The organism is Streptomyces sp. SID12501 (genome assembly GCF_010550245.1).
GTDB lineage: Bacteria > Actinomycetota > Actinomycetes > Streptomycetales > Streptomycetaceae > Streptomyces.
On the sequence record NZ_JAAGLU010000045.1, the window covers coordinates 56748 to 73362 of the forward strand.

Here is a 16615-nt window from a genome sequence, read left to right on the forward strand (position 1 = left end):
GGCGGACGGTAAGTGCATAATCGCACCGAGCCGAATCCGAGCATGACGTAACAGACGCATCAGGCACAGCGGACGAAGCAGTCGAAGCGGCACACGGGAGGACAAGACATGGCGTGGCTGCTGGTCGTTGTGGCGGGACTCCTGGAAGTCGGCTTCGCCGTCTGCCTGAAGCTGTCCCACGGCTTCACCCGCCTCTGGCCGACGGTCGCGTTCTGCGTCTTCGCCCTCGGCAGCTTCGGCCTGCTGACCCTCTCCCTGAAAAAGCTCGACGTGGGCCCGGCGTACGCGGTCTGGACCGGCATCGGCGCCGCGGGCACCGCGATCTACGGAATGATCTTCCTCGACGACCTGGTGTCCGTCCTGAAGATCGTCTCGATCAGCCTGGTCATCATCGGCGTGATCGGCCTGCAGCTGTCGGGCTCGTCGCACTAGCCGCACCGGACGGGACTCCCCGCCCCCTCAGTTCCACACGGCGGCCTCCGAGGGCTGCAACACACTCCGCACGAGGTCGGCGACACCACCCTCCCCCGGGGGCGCGGCGACGCAGGACAGGGCGAGCCGGACGGCCAGTTCGCAGGTACGGGACATCTCGGCCACGTCCGACTTGGCCGCGCCGGCGCCGGACAGCACGGTCACGGCACGGTCCCGGACGAGCGCCACGAAGTCGCCGGGCGAGGGCAGCGGCCCGTCGGCCCGTCGCTGCGCGGGCACCGCGGCGGAGGACGGCACGGCGGAAAGCGTCGGCGAGGGCAGCCGTTCACTCCAGCAGCCGGTCAGCAGGGCCCGCACGAGCACGTTGTCGCGGGCGGCCGACGCGGTCCACTCGGCGGCCGTGGTGAGCCGCTCCCGCGCACCGGCACCGGGGTCGGCGGGCCCGGTCAACGCCCGCTCGACGCCCGCGAGGTAGGCGTCGGCCTCTCTGCGGACGAGAGCCCGGGCGAGCCCTTCCTTGCTGCCGAACTCGTTGTACAGCGTCTGCCGAGACACTCCGGCCGCCGCCGCGACGTCGACCATGCGTACCGTGGACCACGGACGACGCGCGAGCGCCGTGTAAGCGGCATCCAGCAAGGAATCCCGCGCTGCAGGCATCATTCGCCTCCCAGGGGCGAGCGGCTCCGGGCCCCAGGTTTGACTCGCACGGAGTCACTGTCAAGGGTTCGCGACAGCGCCAGGGGGCGCGTATCGACATTCGCACCCCGTCCAGAGCCGGCAGCGTCAGGAAAGCCGACAGCGCCGGACAGCTGCGGGCCATCCCGCCCACTGCCCCCTGTAGCCCGGCGGCAGCCGCGAAAGATACGGTTCGCCTATGCCCGACTATCTCGATGACCTGCGCCTTGCCCACGTCCTCGCGGACGCTGCCGATGCCACGACGATGGCCCGGTTCAAGGCACTCGACCTCAAGGTCGAGACCAAGCCGGACATGACGCCGGTCAGCGAGGCGGACAAATCGGCCGAGGATTTGATGCGGGGCCAGTTGCAGCGGGCCCGCCCGCGCGACGCGATCATCGGCGAGGAGTACGGCACCGAGGGCACCGGCCCCCGCCGCTGGGTGATCGACCCGATCGACGGCACCAAGAACTACGTCCGCGGGGTGCCCGTCTGGGCCACGCTGATCTCCCTGATGGAGGCGGGCCCGGGCGGCTTCCAGCCGGTGGTCGGCCTGGTCTCCGCTCCCGCCCTGGGCCGCCGCTGGTGGGCGGCGAAGGGCCACGGCGCGTTCACCGGCCGCAGCCTCTCCTCGTCGTCCCGGCTGCGCGTCTCGAACGTCTCGAAGATGACGGACGCGTCGTTCGCGTACTCGTCGCTCACCGGCTGGGAGGACCGCGGTGTGCTGGGCGGCTTCCTCGACCTGACCCGCGAGGTGTGGCGCACGCGCGCGTACGGCGACTTCTGGCCGTACATGCTGGTCGCCGAGGGCGCGATCGACATCTGCGCGGAGCCGGAGCTGTCCCTGTGGGACATGGCGGCCAACGCGATCATCGTCACGGAGGCCGGCGGCACGTTCACCGGCCTCGACGGCCGCCCGGGCCCGCACAGCGGAGACGCCGCGGCGTCGAACGGCCACCTGCACGACGAGATGCTGGGCTACCTGAACCAGCGCTACTAGATCCTGCCCCTGATCCCCGCACGCCCTGTAACAGCCGTACACGCCCCCTTGTTGACCGTCTCTTTAACTGCCACCCTGAAGCTCCCCCCACTTGTGAACTTGTGAAACGCTGAACAAGCCAGCGAGGACAGGACACAGAACTGGGGCGGGAACTCTCTAGGAGGTGGCTCCACCCCATGCTCGTACGTGACGCCATGAGCACCGTGGTCCTCACCATCGGCCCCGATCACACACTCCGCCAGGCCGCCGCGCTGATGGCCGCGCGGCGTATCGGCGCGGCGGTGGTCCTCGACCCGGACGCCGGCGGCATCGGCATCCTCACCGAACGCGACATCCTCAACTCCGTCGGCCGCGGCCAGAGCCCCGACGCCGAACGCGCCCACGCCCACACCACCAACGACGTCGTCTTCGCCACGCCCTCCTGGACCCTGGAGCAGGCCGCACACGCGATGGCCCACGGTGGCTTCCGCCACCTCATCGTCCTGGACGGCGGCGAGCCCGCAGGCATCGTCTCGGTCCGCGACATCATCCGCTGCTGGGCCCCGGTACGGCAGCACGCGCCGGCCTGAACGGGAAACGCACCGAGGGCCGAAGTCCTGTATCGGACTTCGGCCCTCGGCCTCAAGTAGCGGGGACAGGATTTGAACCTGCGACCTCTGGGTTATGAGCCCAGCGAGCTACCGAGCTGCTCCACCCCGCGTCGGTAAACACAACGTTACGTCAGCCCCACCCACGAAGGCAAATCGATTCCTGCCCGTCTGGGTTCCCCCTCTCTGGGAGGGATGGGACGGGCTGTGGGAGGGATGGGACGGGTAGGGGCGGCGGGTGCGAAAAAGCCAACGCCCACCCCCACCCACCGCGCCCTCAAGCAGAAAGCTCTTCCCGCAACGCATCCCGCAACCGAGCCGCCCGCTCCGCGACCTCTCCAGGCCCCAACGAAACCGCCAGATCGGCCCACCGCTGCCCCTCCGCCAACTCCCCCCGCCGCGCATACACCAGCGCCAGCCGCAACGCGGCCCGCCCATGCCCCGCCTCAGCCGCCCGAGCCCACCACACCGCGGCCTCGGGCTCACTTCCCTCCCGGGCCAGCAACAGCCCCAGATTGAACGCCCCGTTACGAGACCCGGCCTCAGCCGCGGCCCGGTACCACCGAGCCGCCTCCACCACGTCTCCACGAGCCGACGCCAGCATCCCCACCCGCACCTGCGCCCGCCGATGCCCCTGGGAAGCCGCCCGCTCGTACCACTCCTCGCACTCCGTCTTCTCGTGCGCGATCTCACCGAGCTCGTGCGCGGGCGCCTGCGGACGCCGCGCGTCGAGCACCGAGGCCAGCCGATACGCGGCCTCGGGGCTCCCCCCGCCCGCCGCACACCGCAGATACCGCTCGGCCTCCCGCTCGTCGCCCTCCCGCAGCCGGGCGATCCCGACCTGAAGCGCCGCCTCGGTGTGCCCGGCGCCGGCGGCACGCTCGTACCACCGCAGCGCGGCCACGTCCTCGCCCCGCCCGGCGTGCAGAATCCCCAGGTTGAAGGCGGCATCGACACTGCCCACCTCGGCGGCCTTGGAGAACCACGGCTCGGCTCCGGACGCGTCACCGCCCTGCAGCAGCAGAATGGCGAGCGCGTTCGCGGCCTCGCGGTGCCCGGCGTACGCGGCCCGCCGGTACCACTGCTCGGCCTGCGCGGTACGCGACTGCTCGGCGCAGAGCAGGCCGAGGTTGTACGCCCCGTTCACGTCCCCGGCGTCCATCGCCGCCCGGTACCAGCGCTCGGCCGTCTGGGTCTCACCACGCTCGGCGTGCAGCGCGCCCAGCGCGTTGGCGGCGTTGCCGTCCCCGTCCTGGGCAGCCCGCAGCCACCACACGGCGGCGCTCTCATCGTCCCCCGCGTCACGCAGCAGGAACCCGAGCGCACACGCGGCCCGGGCCTCGCCGTCCTTGGCGGACGTCAGATACCAGCGCCCGGCCTCCTTGAGCTCACCGCGCCTCTCCAGAATGGCCCCGAGATGGAGCGCGGCCCGCTGATGCCCCCGAGCGGCGGCCTGGCGGTACCACTGCTCGGCCTCCCCGGCACCACCGTCACCCGCACTGTCCTCAGCGCCCGCGCTCTCCGTACCCTCCGCGGCCTTGCGGTCGAGCGCGCGGGCAATCCGGTACGCGGCCTCCCGGTGCCCCCGCTCGGCGGCGACCCGCATCCACTGCTCCGTGGCTACGTCCCCGCGGTGCTCCAGCAGATCGGCGAGGGCGTACGCGCCCAGCACGTGCCCCTGCTCGGCGGACTGGCGCAGCCAGTACTCGGCGGCCGGCTCGTCGCCGCGCTCGCGGTGGTGGCGGCCGAGCGCGTGCGCGGCGGGGGCGGAGCCGGCGACGGCGGCGATCCGCCACCATCCGGCGGCGTCGTCGGCGTACCCGCGCTGGTGGAGGAGGACCCCGAGGTTGTTGGCCGCGGCACGGTCACCCACGGCGGTGGCGGCACGCAGCAGAGGCTCGGCTCCGTCGAGATCACCGCGGCGCAGCAGCATGGCTCCGAGGACACTCATCGCCTCGACGTCGCCGGCCTCGGCCGCGAGCCGCCTGCGTGCCTCTTCTACCGCCTCGCCGGTTTCGTCCCGGTCGGAAGGCTGCACAAATCGCCCTGTCTCCAACAGAGTTGCCTTGTCCCCCATAACGTCCATCGTCGCACCACCTGCAACCTGGGTACACCTGGTATACCGCAGCCAGTGAGGTCTCTACAGCGTTTTGTCGACATGCCCACAGAGAGACAAGTGAAACACAATTACCCTCAACTGCCCCGGGTAGGCGCGGCCTTCACCAGGTCGGCACATGCGTTCGCACATCACAAAGGCCCGGATCCTTGGAGGATCCGGGCCTTCGCGTTCAGTAGCGGGGACAGGATTTGAACCTGCGACCTCTGGGTTATGAGCCCAGCGAGCTACCGAGCTGCTCCACCCCGCGCCGTTGTGTTCAAACCGTACCACGGCGCGGGAGGAGCGGGAGCCGCAGCCTCAGCAGGGCCTCCGAGCAGCACTAACTACTGGTGGAGGTACTACTGGGACTGCTGCTGGGACTGCCACTTGGACTACCGCTGGGACTGGGACTGGGACTCGCGCTACCGGAGGAACCACTCCCGCTACCGGTCTTCTTGTCGGCCGCGGTCTGCGCCGCCTCGGCCCGCTTGAGCGCATCCTCAAGGTCTGTCTGCGCCGTGCCGTACGCCTCCCAGTCGCCCTTCTTGAGAGCGGCCTGGCCGTCGTCGAAGGCCTTCTGGGCATCGTTGAGGGCCTCTTGGACCGTCGGGTTGCCGGACGCCGGTGGTGGCGTCGTCGTACCGTCGCCGTCGTCCGGTGGCTCGGTGGTCGTGGCCTCCGCCCCGAAGACCTTGTCGAGTGCGGCGTCGAGTGTGTCCTCGAAGGCGGTCTGGCCGTCGTAGGTCACCAACACCTTGCGCAACAGCGGGTACTTGAGTCCGCTTCCTCGTACGTAGACGGGCTCCACGTACAGCAGTCCTCCGTCGAGCGGCACCGTCAGCAGGTTGCCGTACTCGATCTCCGAATCCCCGCCTCTCAGCAGCCTGATGGTCTCGGCGATGTTCTGTTCGGAGTTGAACTGGCTCTGGACCTGTTTGGGTCCGCTGACGGTTCCGCTCGTCGGCAGTTTCAGGATTCTGATCTTGCCGTAATCGCTCGTCCCCGCCTCGGCGTTGACGGACATGAAGGCACTCAGGTTGTCCCGGCCGTTCGGCGTGAACGTCGTCGTCAGGGAGAACGCCTGCGCCTGCTGGTCGGGCATCTTCATGCTCAGGTAGTACGGCGGCACCGCGTCGCCCGACTTGTTGCTCGGGTCGTCCGGCACCTGCCACACCTCGGAACCGCTGAGGAACGTCTCGGCGTCCGCCACGTGGTAGCGGGTCAGCAGCTCGCGCTGGACCTTGAACAGGTCCTGCGGGTACCGGAGATGGGCCATCAGCGAGGCCGAGATGTCACTCTTCGGCTCGACCGTGTTCGGGAAGGCCTTCATCCAGGTCTTCAGGACCGGGTCCTCGGTGTCCCACTGGTAGAGCTTGACCTCGCCGGTGTACGCGTCGACGGTCGCCTTCACCGAGTTGCGGATGTAGTTGACCTGGTTCTGCTGGGCCACCACCGCACGCTGGTTGTTGCCGGCGGTGAGCGAGTCGGCCGTCGTGTCTCCCAGAGTAGTGCGAGAGGCGTACGGATAGCCGTTCGTCGTCGTGTAGGCGTCGACGATCCACTGGATCTCACCGTCGATGACGGCCGGGTAGGCGTCACCGTCGATGGTCAGCCAGGGCGCCACCGCTTCGACGCGCTCCTTGGGCGTGCGGTTGTACAGAACCCGCGAACCCTCACCGATGGCACCGGAGTAGAGGATCTGCGGCTCACCGAACGCGACGGCGTACGCGGCACGGTTTATCGGGTTGGAGAGGCTGACGCCGCTCTTCCCCCGGTAGCTGGTGGTCTTCTCGCCGGTGTCGTCGGAGTAGTCGATCTCCTTCTGGGGACCGCCGACGATCGAGTACTGGCTGGTCTTCTCGCCGTAGTAGATCCGCTGCTGGTACGTCCCGAGGTCACCCGAGGACGGCAGGTCGGACTCGGTGAAGACCGGTCGGCCCTGGGCGTCCCCCGTGGTGCCCTTGGCCGCGACCACGCCGAATCCGTGCGTGTAACGGAAGTGGTCGTTGATCCAGTTGTTCTTCGGAATGCCGTTGAGGTTCAGCTCACGCAGACCGATGACCGTGTCCTGGTCCTTGCCGTCCTTGCTGTACCGGTCGACGTCCAGGTTGGTCGGGAACGCGTAGTAGTTCCTGATCTGCTGGAGCTGCTGGAACGTCGGCGAAACGATGTTCGGGTCCACGATGCGGATACTCGCCGTGGCGTCGACGTCGTCGCGCAGCTTGGTCTTGTCCTCGGTGTCACTGCGGCCGGCGTACTCGCTGACCTTGGCGCCGTCGATGCCGTAAGCCTCGCGCGTCGCCTTCAGGTTCTTCTCGACGTACGGGGCCTCCTTCGCCTGCTCGTTCGGCTGGACCTGGAACTTCTGCACGATCGCCGGGTACAGCCCGCCGATGAGGATGGCCGAGAGGACCATCAGTCCGAAGCCGATGACGGGCAGCTGCCAGGTGCGCCGCCACAAGGTCGCGAAGAACAGCAGCGAGCAGATGATGGCGATGCAGAACAGGATCGTCTTGGCCGGCAGGTAGGCGTTCGCGTCGACGTACCGCAGACCCGTCCAGTTGCCGGTCGCCTTGAAGTCACTCGACTTCACCGCGAGGCCGTACCGGTCGAGCCAGTACGCGACCGCCTTGAGGGCGACGAAGATGCCCAGCAGCACGGACAGATGGCCTGTCGCCGCTGCCGTGGCGCGAGCCCCCGGGCTGGTGATGCGCAGCCCGCCGTACAGATAGTGGGTGAGGGCTGCGGCGATCAGGGAGAGGATCGCGGCTGCGAAGCCGAAGCCCATCAGGAAGCGGTACCAGGGCAGGTCGAAGGCGTAGAACGACACGTCCAGACCGAACTGGGGGTCCTTCTGTCCGAAGGACACCCCGTTGACCCACATCAGCCAGGTCCGCCACTGCCCGGACGCCGACGCGCCCGCGATGAGGCCGACCAGGGCGGTGATACCGAGCAGCAGCCACCTCTTGTACGGGGCGATGCCCATGCGGTACCGGTCGAGGCTCTGCTGCTCCATCGACATGGCGCTCAGCGGCGGGCGCAGCCGGTGCGCCAGCCAGATGTTCACCCCTACCGCGGTCGCCATCAGCAGACCGAAGACGAAGAAAAGGCCGATCTTGGTCCACAGGGTGGTCGTGAAGACCGATGAGTAGTTGACCGAGCGGTACCAGAGCCAGTCAGTCCAGAAGCCCGCGAACATGATGAACGCCATGCCGAGTACGGCAAGGACGCCCAGCGTCATGAGCAGGGTCCGGACGCGCCGGGACGGGCGGCCCACTCTGATCCGTGGCCCCTGCGGGCCTCCGCCGCGGTCCGGCATCTGGAAAGCCAAGGTTGGCACCTCAAAAGTCGCTGTCGGTCCGTCAGGCCCCCGTGATCGCGGACCCTCCGTCAGGGCCCGTGATCGTAGGGGCCTCACCTATGCAACTTACTCACGCTTTACTCGGTTCCCGCTTCGGGCCATGAACGAGGCAGGATTGTGACCATGTCCAACACTCCCATGGCGGCGAACCCGCTCACCCGGGCCGTACTCGAGATCGACGAGTACGTCTCCGGCCTCGGCTGGGACCAGCCGGCTCGCCTCTTCGCCCTCGTAGACACCGCCCGACTGCGGGTCCAGGAACCTGCTCTCGCAGCCCAGCTCGGCCTGGCCGACGAGCAGGCGACCACCGGCCTCACCCCGATCGAGCAGGACGAGATTCCGGCGGGCAAACCGCTGGACGAGTTCCTCGCCACCATCGCCTGGCCCGACTCGGTGGTCGGCTGCGCCCTCACCGTCGAGCGCCTGATGCTCCCGCCGTCCGCGGAGGCGTCGGTTCCGGCGGGGCTGAGCGAGAAGAAGCTGGCGGCCTGGGTCGCCGCGCACGCGGACCGTCAGGAGGTCCGGATGACGGTCGCGGTCCTGCGCGACGGCACGCGCGACTCGGCGGTACGCCTGCGCGAGAAGGACGCGGCGACGGAAGTACTGACGGGCTCGGGCCTGGTACCGGGCCTGGCGGAGGCACTCTCGGCGACGTTCGCGGACTGACGGAGGAAGGAGGTGTGGGTGAGCGGTCCTATGGACCGCTCACCCACATTCCTGCCCAACTACTACTTGGTGCTGCACTTCGGCAGCTCACCGGTGTCACCGGAGCGGATGTCCTTGAGGGCGTTCAACGCCTCGCCGATGGTGCCCACCTTGACGAGCGTGAGCCCCTCGGGGGTGTCCTTGGCGGCGGCCTCGCAGTTGTCGGCCGGCGTCAGGAAGTACTGGGCCCCCTTGTCCCGCGCGCCGACGGTCTTGAGCTCGATCCCACCGATGGGGCCGACCTTGCCGTCGTCGTCGATGGTGCCGGTACCGGCCACGAACTTGCCGCCGGTGAGGCTCCCGGGCGTCAGCTTGTCGTAGATGCCGAGGGCGAACATGAGCCCCGCGCTGGGCCCTCCGACATCGGCGAGCTTGATGTCGATGGTGAACGGGAAGGTGTGGTCGGTCCCGGCCGAGATCCCGACGATGGCGCGTTCGGCACTGTCGTCGGCGGACCTGGTGGTCGTGATGGTGACGTTCCGCGTCTTGGTGGCCGCCCGGTTCGCCTTCTCGGCGGCGGCCTGCTCCGCGGCGGGCACGATGGCGAAGACGACCTTCTCGCCGGCCTTGTGCTTGGTCACCAGCTTGGCGACGTCGCCGGGCTCCTTGACCGTCGTACCGTCGACAGCCTTGATGACATCACCGGCGTGCAGCGCGCCCTCGGCCGGGGACCCCTTCAGGACGGTGGAGACGATCACCCAGGACTGCACCGGGACGTCGAGCTGCTCCAGGGCCGCGACCTTTGCGCTCTCCTGGGACTGGCTGAACTCCTCGGCGTTCTCCTGGGTCGACTGCTCCTCGGTCTTGCCGTCCGGGTACAGCGTGTCGTGCGGCACGACCTTGTTGTCGTGCGAGAGCCACCCGAACACGGCCTCGACGAGGTTCATCTTGTAGTCGGCGCTGGTGACCCGAACGGTGGTCATGTTCAGATGCCCGGTGGTCGCATAGGTCTTGCGCCCGGAGATCTGCAGCACCGGGTCGCCGCCGTGGTCCCCGAGAGTGTTCACGGTCGGCCCCGGCGACAGCTCCGAATACGGCACGTTGATGAACACTCCGGCGCACAGGAGCGCGATCAGCATCAGGGTGGAGGCGAGCAGCGTCGCGGTGCGGCGTGGCATGGCACGACAGTACGGGACGGTCCTGTCGGCGCACCGTCAGGGCCGCCCGTCCGGTGGCTCAGGTACGGGACTTCTCCATGGCCTCGCGGAACCGCTCGTAACCGTCGAGTTCGGGACCGTCACCGCGTGTCCTGCGCGTCCGGTTGGCCCAACTGCCCCACAGACCGGCGCCGATCGCAGCCACAAGCGGAATCAGCAACCAGGCGAGTGCCGCCATGCCGACCTCCCAACCCCAAAGAGCGACCGCAACTGACTGATCAGCAGATTAACCTCCGCCGTGTCAACGCTCACGCCCGGGGGGCGGTTACGCAACCGGAGACGCCTCACCCGCAGGGTCACCCGCCCGGCTCAGCAGGCGCCGACCCACTCCTCGGTACCGTCGGAGAACGTCTGGTGCTTCCAGATGGGCACCTCGTGCTTGAGGTCGTCGATCAGCTTCCGGCAGGCCGCGAAGGCCTCGCCCCGGTGCGGGCAGGACACGGCGACCACGACAGCGAGGTCCCCCACGGCCAGGTCCCCGACCCGATGCACAGCGGCCAGCGCCCGCACCGGAAACTCGGCGACGACCTTCTCGGCGACACGCCGCATCTCGGCCTCGGCGCTGGGGTGACACGAATAGCCGAGCGCGTCGACGTCGGCACCACCGTCGTGATTCCGCACGGTCCCCACGAACAGGGCGGTCCCCCCGGCGGAGTCGTCTCCCACAGCCCGGAAAACCTCGTCCAGGGAGAGCGGCGTCTCCCGAACGGCAACGAGCTTGATGGGCTCCAGAGCCGCCTGCTCACCGGGATGATCACTGAGGGATGCCATATGTCCATCGTGCCACGCCCAGCACATCCGGCCCGTCCGGCGTTTGAGGACGAGCGCATTCAGCGCGACAGGGGGGTCTGGGGGCACAGCCCCCAGGGATGGGACGGGTAAGGGCGGCGGGGGCGAAAACAATCCCACCCCGCCCCCTCAAAACCGCCGCCGAGCCTTCCGAGCCCGCCGCACCAACGCAGCCGTACCCAACAACGCCACCGTCGCGCCCGCAGCCCCCGCAGCAGTCGCGTCCTTGCGCCCGAGCCGCCGCCCGGCCACCGTATGCCGCCCGGCCACCTCCTCGAGCAGCTCCGCGAGCACCTCCTCGTTGCTCCACTGAGGCCGCCACCCGGCATCATGCAGCCGGCTGCCGCTCACCACCCAGGGATACATCGTGTACGCCAGATCCCCGGCCGGTGAGGGCGTGAGCCCGATCCGGTGCAGCCGGGCGGCCGCACCCAGAGCCACAGCGGACGGCAGCTCCATACGGCGGATCCCGCTGATCTCCTCGACCTGCTCCTGCTCCAGCCACCCGTCGCACCCGACAGCCAGCTCCCCCTCGACCTTCTCCAGCACCGCGTACTCCAGAGCACTGCACAGATCCTCGACGTGACAGAACTGCCAGGCAGGCCGCGACCCGGCCACGACCAGCAGCCGAGGCGACTCGAAATACCTGGTCAGAGCAGTGTCCGTACCGCCGATCAGCACCGCGGGCCGCACGACCGTCACATTGAGCCCGGGATGCGCTCGCGGCGCGCGCCGGGCCAGCCGCTCGATCTCCAGCAGGTCTCCGACCCCGGTCGCCTCGGCCGTCGCCCGCAGCTCGGCGTCCTCCGCGAGCGGCAGTTCGTTGTCCGGCAACGCCCCGTAGACCATCGCGGACGTGCACAGCACGACCCGGTGCACCCCGGCCGCGGCGGCAGCCGTCAGCACGGTCTGCGTCCCGCGCACGTTGTACGCCGTACGGGCCGTGCCGTCCGTCTCCAGGTCCAGATCGAGGGCCAGATGGACCACGACGTCGGCGCCCCGCAGCTTCTCCGCGATGGCCGGATCCCGCACATCGAGGATGTGCCACTGCGCCGCCGCGCACTCGCCGCGGCGCTCGTCGATGGCAACGACCTGCTTGATCTCCTCGGACGCGGCGAGCCGCTCGGTGAGCAGCGCTCCGATGCCCGTCGCGGCGCCGGTGACCGCGACGACCGGCCCGCGTAGGCCCGGGTTGGTTGAGTGGTTTCGCGCTGCGCGAACCTGCGGATCTGGGGAACTCACCGGCGTCTCCAGCGGTTGTCTTCAGTAAGGACGCGCGTGACGCGTACGTACCAGGTGACATCCATCCTGCCGCAGGCCAGGAGTCGGCGAAGCACCGAGCCCCCAACCGGCCACGGTGTCTAGGCTGGGTGGTGTTGTCGGGCAGCCGCCGTCGAAGAGCCGACGGCCTTACCAGCCGAGGAATCCCGTGAGTGACACCCCATTCGGTTTCGGCCTTCCGCCGGAGGAGCCGGAGAACGGCGACGAGGGCAAGCAGGAGGACCAGCAGGGCGGTGGTGGTCAGGGACCGTTCGGTTTCGGACTGCCCGGCTTCGGTGGTCCCGGAGGCGACAATCCGCTCGCAGCCATGTTCGGTTCCATGAACCCCAACGACCTGGGCGCCGCGTTCCAGCAGCTGGGCCAGATGCTCTCGTACGAGGGCGGTCCGGTGAACTGGGACATGGCCAAGCAGATCGCCCGCCAGACGGTCTCCCAGGGGACGTCCGACGGCGTCAAGGACTCCAGCATCGGTCCCTCGGAGCGCACCGCGGTCGAGGAGGCCGTCCGCCTTGCGGACCTGTGGCTGGACGATGCGACATCGCTGCCGTCCGGCGCGGGCTCCGCCGTGGCGTGGAGCCGCGCGGAGTGGGTCGAGGCGACCCTGCCCGCCTGGAAGGAGCTGGTCGACCCGGTCGCCGAGCGCGTCGGCGCGGCCATGGGCGATGTCCTGCCCGAGGAGATGCAGGCCATGGCGGGCCCGCTGATCGGCATGATGCGCTCCATGGGCGGCGCCATGTTCGGCACGCAGATCGGACAGGCCGTCGGGGTGCTCGCGGGCGAGGTCGTCGGCTCGACGGACATCGGTCTGCCGCTGGGCCCGACGGGCCGGGCCGCGCTGCTGCCGGCGAACATCGAGGCGTTCGGCAAGGACCTGGGTGTGCCGCAGGAGGAGGTGCGGCTGTATCTCGCCCTGCGCGAGGCCGCCCACCAGCGCCTGTTCGCCCATGTGCCGTGGCTGCGCTCGCACCTGTTCGGCGCGGTCGACGGCTACGCGCGCGGGATCAAGGTCGACACGGCCAAGCTGGAGGACGTGGTCGGCCAGTTCGACCCACAGAACCCGGAACAGCTGCAGGACGCGCTTCAGCAGGGCATGTTCCAGCCGGAGGACACCCCGGAGCAGAAGGTCGCCCTGGCCCGTCTGGAGACGGCGCTGGCCCTCGTGGAGGGCTGGGTCGACGCGGTGGTGCACGCTGCGGCGAAGCCCCGTCTGACGTCCGCTGACGCGCTGCGCGAAACGCTGCGCCGCCGCCGTGCCTCGGGTGGCCCGGCCGAGCAGACGTTCGCCACCCTGATCGGCCTGGAGCTGCGCCCGCGCCGCCTGCGTGACGCGTCGCGCCTGTGGGCGTCGCTGACGGACGCGCGCGGTGTCGACGGCCGGGACGGTCTGTGGGCCCACCCGGACATGCTGCCGACGGCCTCCGACCTGGACGACCCGGACGGCTTCGTGCACCGCGAGCAGCTCGACTTCTCCGAGCTGGACAAGATGCTCGGCGAGGCGGCGAGCGGCTCCGCCGAGAAGCCGAACCTGGAGAAGGACGACGACTCCGAGTGACTCTCCACGACGACGCGGTCCAGGTGCTGGAGAAGTACGAGGATCAGGATCAACAAGATCTCCGTCAGGCCTACCTGGACCATCTGGACGGCCATTCCGACGGGATGTGGAAGGGCTGCGAGGACGGACACATCACAGCCAGCGCTCTCGTGATCGACCCGGAGCGTGAGCGGGTCCTGCTCACGCTTCACAAGAAGCTGCGGATGTGGCTCCAGATGGGCGGGCACTGCGAACAGAGCGACAGCACACTCGCCGGTGCCGCGCTCCGCGAGGCCACGGAGGAGTCCGGCATCCCCTCGCTGCGACTCCTCGGGAGCACTCCGGTCCGTCTGGACCGGCACCACACGCCCTGTGCCTGGCACCTGGACGTGCAGTACGCCGCCGTGGCACCTCGGGGAGCTGTGGAGGCGATCAGCGACGAGTCCCTGGACCTGCGCTGGTTCGCCTACTCCGAGGTGGCGGACGTAGCGGACGACTCAGTCGTACGACTGCTCGAAGCAGCCCGCGCCAGACTGTGAACGTGTAAGGGGCGACCGCCCACGGTGGTCGCCCCTTACACGTCACCTGTCACCTGTCCGGTGCGGCTAGCCCCAGGCGTTGCCCTGGTTCTGCGCCCGGGCCCCATGCTGTCCCATACCGAACTGGGCGGCGGCGCCCTGGCCGATCTGGGCGTTCTGCGGCGGCAGCAACTCGCTGGGCTGGATCAGCGCGTAGCCGCTGCCCATGAAGCTGAGCTCCCAGCCCTCGCCGGTGTTGCCGCGGCGTCGCCACACTCCGGAGGTGTGCGTCTGGGCCTGCATCTGCACGCGCAGGCCGGTCGACCAGGCGACGATCGCGTCGGCGTCACAGTTGACGTACTTGTCCGGCGTCACCTGCATCATCAGCGGCGCGCCCGAGGTCATCAGAGCGACCCTGCCGCGGCCGGTGATGTTGAGCTGGTACTTCCCGGAACCGGAGATGCCGTAGAGGCTGTCCACGGCGATGACCTCGTGGTGCAGCCCGGAGTCCATCGCCAGCACGTAACTGCTGTCGACCGTCAGCCCGTCCTGCTCCACGTCCACCACGTGGATGTGCTGGGCGAGGTTGGCGAGGTAGACCGTGCCCTGGCCGTGGCAGCGCATCAGGTCCAGGCCCTCGCCCGTGTGTGCGCGCGAGCGGCCCTGGTTGTTGCTCTGGTACTCGGCGTCGAACTCCATCAGGCCCTGGTAGGCGACCATCGTGCCCTTGCGGGCGAGGATGTCGTCGTGGCCCTCCAGAGTGACCCGGAGCATCTGCTTGCTCTGCAGGCTCCAGCGCTCCTGGGTCTGCGAGTCGTTGTGCGCGAAAAGTGGGCTCTGCATGGCGTTCTGGCTCCCCCTCAGCCCCGGAACCGGAGACGGTCGGTGCTGTCCTCGCTGGGCTGGACGACGACGATGCCCTGGCCGGAGAAGGCCATCTGGAAGGCCTCGCCGCTGCCCCGGCCGATGAGCGACTGCGCCTTGAAGCTGCGCTTGCCCTTCACCTTGAGGTTCGGGGACCAGGCGACGAGCGCGTCCGGGTCGACGTACGTCTCGTCTTCGCCGCCACCGCAGTCGACGACGATCGGCTTGCCCCGGGAGGTCAGCGCGACCCAGCCCTGCCCGGAGATCTTGGTGTTCCACAGGCCCTGCCCGGCGAACTTCGCCAGCCCCTTGACCCGCTCGACGCCCCAGGTGAGGTGCGCGTCGAAGGCGAGCAGGTTGGTGGCGTTGACGGAGATGCCGTCGCCGTTGAGGTTGATCACGACCACGTTCGCGCCGTAGTCGGCGAGATAGAGCAGGCCGTCCCCCGAGCACTTCATCAGGGGTGCGCCCTCGCCGGTCATCCAGTCCTTGGCGATCTGGCGCACGGCCGGCGGGTTGGGCTCGTACTGGACGAACCCCTCGTAGGCGACCATCGACCCCACGCGCGCGAGGAGGTCGTTTCCGGTCTGCATGGCGACCTTCAGCATGTGATTGCCGTGGTTGTCCATGCGGGCGGTGACGGGTGCGGGAGCGTAGCCCGCGAGTGGCTGGTTCATGACGGGCTCCCTCAGACCTCGTACGGCTGGACGACGATGAAGTTGCCGGGCGCGCCTCGGAACTGGAGGTTGACGCCCTCCCCGGTGTCGCCGGGGTAGGCGTTGCGGCGCATCCGTACCTGGCTGGAGACGACCACCTGGGAGGCGGCGGACCAGGCGACCACGGCATTGCAGTCGGCGAACGTGGTGGGCGTGACGGGGAGGACGACGGGGACGCCGTGCGTCTTCACGACGATGGTGCCGGTGCCCGTGAACAGCATGGTGAAGAGAGCACCGCCGGGAATGCCGTGCCCCTCGACGCGACGCACCTCGTACTGGAGGCTCTCGTCGAACGCGAGGACGTTCTCGGCGGACACGCAGATGCCATCACCCTGCAGCTCGATGGGGTGCAGCATCGTGGAGTTGTCGGCGAGGAACACCTGGCCCTGGCCGGTACAGCGCATCAGCTGCATCTCCTGACCGGTCGCGCCACCAACGACGCGGCCGGCGAATCCGGCGCCCTTGTAGCTGAAGTCGACCTTGCCCTGGTAGAGCACCATGCTGCCCTGCCGGGCCAGCACGGGCTGACCGCCCATGCCCAGGTCGACACGGATCAGCTTCTTGTTCTGCTGCGTCCAGCGCTGCCCGGTCGGCGTCTCCTTGAACTGCTGGAGCGCGGCTGTGACGCCGGCGCCCTGACCGGCACCCTGCGGTACGCCCTGGGGCACGCCGTAGGTGGCCTGCTGGCCGGGGGCCTGCCCGAACGGGGGCTGCTGGCCGTAGCCCGGGGGCGGGGTCGGCTGCCCGTAGCCGGGAGGGCCGGGCGGGGCCTGGGGCGCCTGCGGCTGGCCGTAGCCGGGGGGCAGTGATCCTGCCTGGCCGGGCGCCTGGCCGTACGGGGGCTGCGGGGGCCCCTGCTTTCCGTAGGGCGCGGGCCCCGGAGCCGGGGGCGGATCGGAAG

At 69.3% G+C, this 16615-nt stretch carries 16 protein-coding genes and 2 tRNA genes; 6 read left to right on the forward strand and 12 right to left on the reverse strand.

Annotation, left to right across the window (positions count from 1 at the left end):
- Positions 1-108: 108 nt before the first annotated feature.
- Entirely contained in the window at positions 109-432 is a 324-nt protein-coding gene (locus tag G3I71_RS38900; protein ID WP_164322546.1) for a multidrug efflux SMR transporter, read from the forward strand.
- Positions 433-459: 27 nt separating this feature from the next.
- On the opposite strand, the gene G3I71_RS38905 is transcribed toward G3I71_RS38900, so the two are convergent.
- A complete protein-coding gene (locus tag G3I71_RS38905) occupies positions 460-1089 on the reverse strand; it encodes a TetR/AcrR family transcriptional regulator (protein WP_164322586.1) in 630 nt (209 codons plus the stop codon).
- Between the two features lie 217 nt (positions 1090-1306).
- On the opposite strand from G3I71_RS38905, the gene hisN reads away from it, so the two are divergent.
- Positions 1307-2107 carry a histidinol-phosphatase gene (gene hisN, locus G3I71_RS38910; protein WP_164322548.1) on the forward strand — a complete coding sequence of 267 codons (801 nt, stop codon included), beginning with the start codon at positions 1307-1309 and terminating at the stop codon, positions 2105-2107.
- Positions 2108-2283: 176 nt separating this feature from the next.
- Positions 2284-2676, forward strand: a complete 393-nt coding sequence (locus G3I71_RS38915) for a cyclic nucleotide-binding/CBS domain-containing protein (protein WP_164322550.1) — start codon at positions 2284-2286, stop codon at positions 2674-2676.
- A gap of 57 nt (positions 2677-2733) precedes the next feature.
- On the opposite strand, the gene G3I71_RS38920 is transcribed toward G3I71_RS38915, so the two are convergent.
- The 4 genes from G3I71_RS38920 to G3I71_RS38935 all read right to left on the reverse strand — a co-directional run bounded on the left by G3I71_RS38920 (position 2734) and on the right by G3I71_RS38935 (position 8111).
- Positions 2734-2807: transfer RNA gene (locus tag G3I71_RS38920), tRNA-Met, on the reverse strand.
- A 164-nt stretch (positions 2808-2971) separates the two neighbouring features.
- A complete protein-coding gene (locus G3I71_RS38925; RefSeq protein ID WP_164322552.1) occupies positions 2972-4780 on the reverse strand; it encodes a tetratricopeptide repeat protein in 1809 nt (602 codons plus the stop codon).
- Positions 4781-4986: 206 nt separating this feature from the next.
- Positions 4987-5060, reverse strand: a tRNA-Met gene (locus G3I71_RS38930).
- Positions 5061-5132: 72 nt separating this feature from the next.
- Positions 5133-8111: a UPF0182 family protein gene (locus tag G3I71_RS38935; protein WP_203732535.1), complete on the reverse strand. Its 2979-nt coding sequence runs from the start codon at positions 8109-8111 to the stop codon at positions 5133-5135.
- Positions 8112-8276: 165 nt separating this feature from the next.
- On the opposite strand from G3I71_RS38935, the gene G3I71_RS38940 reads away from it, so the two are divergent.
- Positions 8277-8819, forward strand: coding sequence for a PPA1309 family protein (locus G3I71_RS38940; RefSeq protein ID WP_164322556.1), 543 nt, complete (start codon positions 8277-8279; stop codon positions 8817-8819).
- Positions 8820-8881: 62 nt separating this feature from the next.
- Here the strand turns inward: G3I71_RS38940 and G3I71_RS38945 are convergent, their stop codons facing one another.
- From G3I71_RS38945 to G3I71_RS38955, 4 genes are all read right to left on the reverse strand, one after another.
- Entirely contained in the window at positions 8882-9976 is a 1095-nt protein-coding gene (locus G3I71_RS38945; protein ID WP_164322558.1) for a PDZ domain-containing protein, read from the reverse strand.
- A gap of 58 nt (positions 9977-10034) precedes the next feature.
- Positions 10035-10193 carry a hypothetical protein gene (locus tag G3I71_RS50485; RefSeq protein ID WP_006379628.1) on the reverse strand — a complete coding sequence of 53 codons (159 nt, stop codon included), beginning with the start codon at positions 10191-10193 and terminating at the stop codon, positions 10035-10037.
- Between the two features lie 131 nt (positions 10194-10324).
- The gene (locus G3I71_RS38950; RefSeq protein WP_164322560.1) at positions 10325-10786 is read right to left on the reverse strand and encodes a molybdenum cofactor biosynthesis protein MoaE; all 462 of its coding nucleotides are present in this window, start codon (positions 10784-10786) and stop codon (positions 10325-10327) included.
- Between the two features lie 147 nt (positions 10787-10933).
- Positions 10934-12046 carry an SDR family oxidoreductase gene (locus G3I71_RS38955; RefSeq protein ID WP_164322562.1) on the reverse strand — a complete coding sequence of 371 codons (1113 nt, stop codon included), beginning with the start codon at positions 12044-12046 and terminating at the stop codon, positions 10934-10936.
- Between the two features lie 187 nt (positions 12047-12233).
- On the opposite strand from G3I71_RS38955, the gene G3I71_RS38960 reads away from it, so the two are divergent.
- Both G3I71_RS38960 and G3I71_RS38965 read left to right on the forward strand, forming a co-directional pair.
- Entirely contained in the window at positions 12234-13637 is a 1404-nt protein-coding gene (locus G3I71_RS38960) for a zinc-dependent metalloprotease (protein WP_164322563.1), read from the forward strand.
- On the forward strand, positions 13634-14155 hold the full coding sequence (locus G3I71_RS38965; protein ID WP_164322565.1) for an NUDIX hydrolase: 522 nt from the start codon (positions 13634-13636) through the stop codon (positions 14153-14155). The genes G3I71_RS38960 and G3I71_RS38965 overlap by 4 nt, the downstream gene beginning before the upstream one ends.
- 66 nt (positions 14156-14221) lie before the next feature.
- Here the strand turns inward: G3I71_RS38965 and G3I71_RS38970 are convergent, their stop codons facing one another.
- From G3I71_RS38970 to G3I71_RS38980, 3 genes are all read right to left on the reverse strand, one after another.
- Positions 14222-14977, reverse strand: coding sequence for an AIM24 family protein (locus G3I71_RS38970; RefSeq protein ID WP_164322566.1), 756 nt, complete (start codon positions 14975-14977; stop codon positions 14222-14224).
- Positions 14978-14994: 17 nt separating this feature from the next.
- Positions 14995-15675 carry an AIM24 family protein gene (locus G3I71_RS38975; protein WP_164322568.1) on the reverse strand — a complete coding sequence of 227 codons (681 nt, stop codon included), beginning with the start codon at positions 15673-15675 and terminating at the stop codon, positions 14995-14997.
- Positions 15676-15686: 11 nt separating this feature from the next.
- The coding region (locus G3I71_RS38980) for an AIM24 family protein (RefSeq protein WP_164322570.1) at positions 15687-16615 on the reverse strand (929 nt) is incomplete at its 5' end.

Coding starts and splice junctions, on each gene's coding strand:
- G3I71_RS38925 (WP_164322552.1), bottom strand. CDS start 4,780: ATGGACGTTATGGGGGACAAGGCAACTCTGTTGGAGACAGGGCGATTT.
- G3I71_RS38950 (WP_164322560.1), bottom strand. CDS start 10,786: ATGGCATCCCTCAGTGATCATCCCGGTGAGCAGGCGGCTCTGGAGCCC.
- G3I71_RS38935 (WP_203732535.1), bottom strand. CDS start 8,111: ATGCCGGACCGCGGCGGAGGCCCGCAGGGGCCACGGATCAGAGTGGGC.
- hisN (WP_164322548.1), top strand. CDS start 1,307: ATGCCCGACTATCTCGATGACCTGCGCCTTGCCCACGTCCTCGCGGAC.
- G3I71_RS38915 (WP_164322550.1), top strand. CDS start 2,284: ATGCTCGTACGTGACGCCATGAGCACCGTGGTCCTCACCATCGGCCCC.
- G3I71_RS38945 (WP_164322558.1), bottom strand. CDS start 9,976: ATGCCACGCCGCACCGCGACGCTGCTCGCCTCCACCCTGATGCTGATC.
- G3I71_RS38975 (WP_164322568.1), bottom strand. CDS start 15,675: ATGAACCAGCCACTCGCGGGCTACGCTCCCGCACCCGTCACCGCCCGC.
- G3I71_RS38905 (WP_164322586.1), bottom strand. CDS start 1,089: ATGCCTGCAGCGCGGGATTCCTTGCTGGATGCCGCTTACACGGCGCTC.
- G3I71_RS38900 (WP_164322546.1), top strand. CDS start 109: ATGGCGTGGCTGCTGGTCGTTGTGGCGGGACTCCTGGAAGTCGGCTTC.
- G3I71_RS38970 (WP_164322566.1), bottom strand. CDS start 14,977: ATGCAGAGCCCACTTTTCGCGCACAACGACTCGCAGACCCAGGAGCGC.
- G3I71_RS38940 (WP_164322556.1), top strand. CDS start 8,277: ATGTCCAACACTCCCATGGCGGCGAACCCGCTCACCCGGGCCGTACTC.
- G3I71_RS50485 (WP_006379628.1), bottom strand. CDS start 10,193: ATGGCGGCACTCGCCTGGTTGCTGATTCCGCTTGTGGCTGCGATCGGC.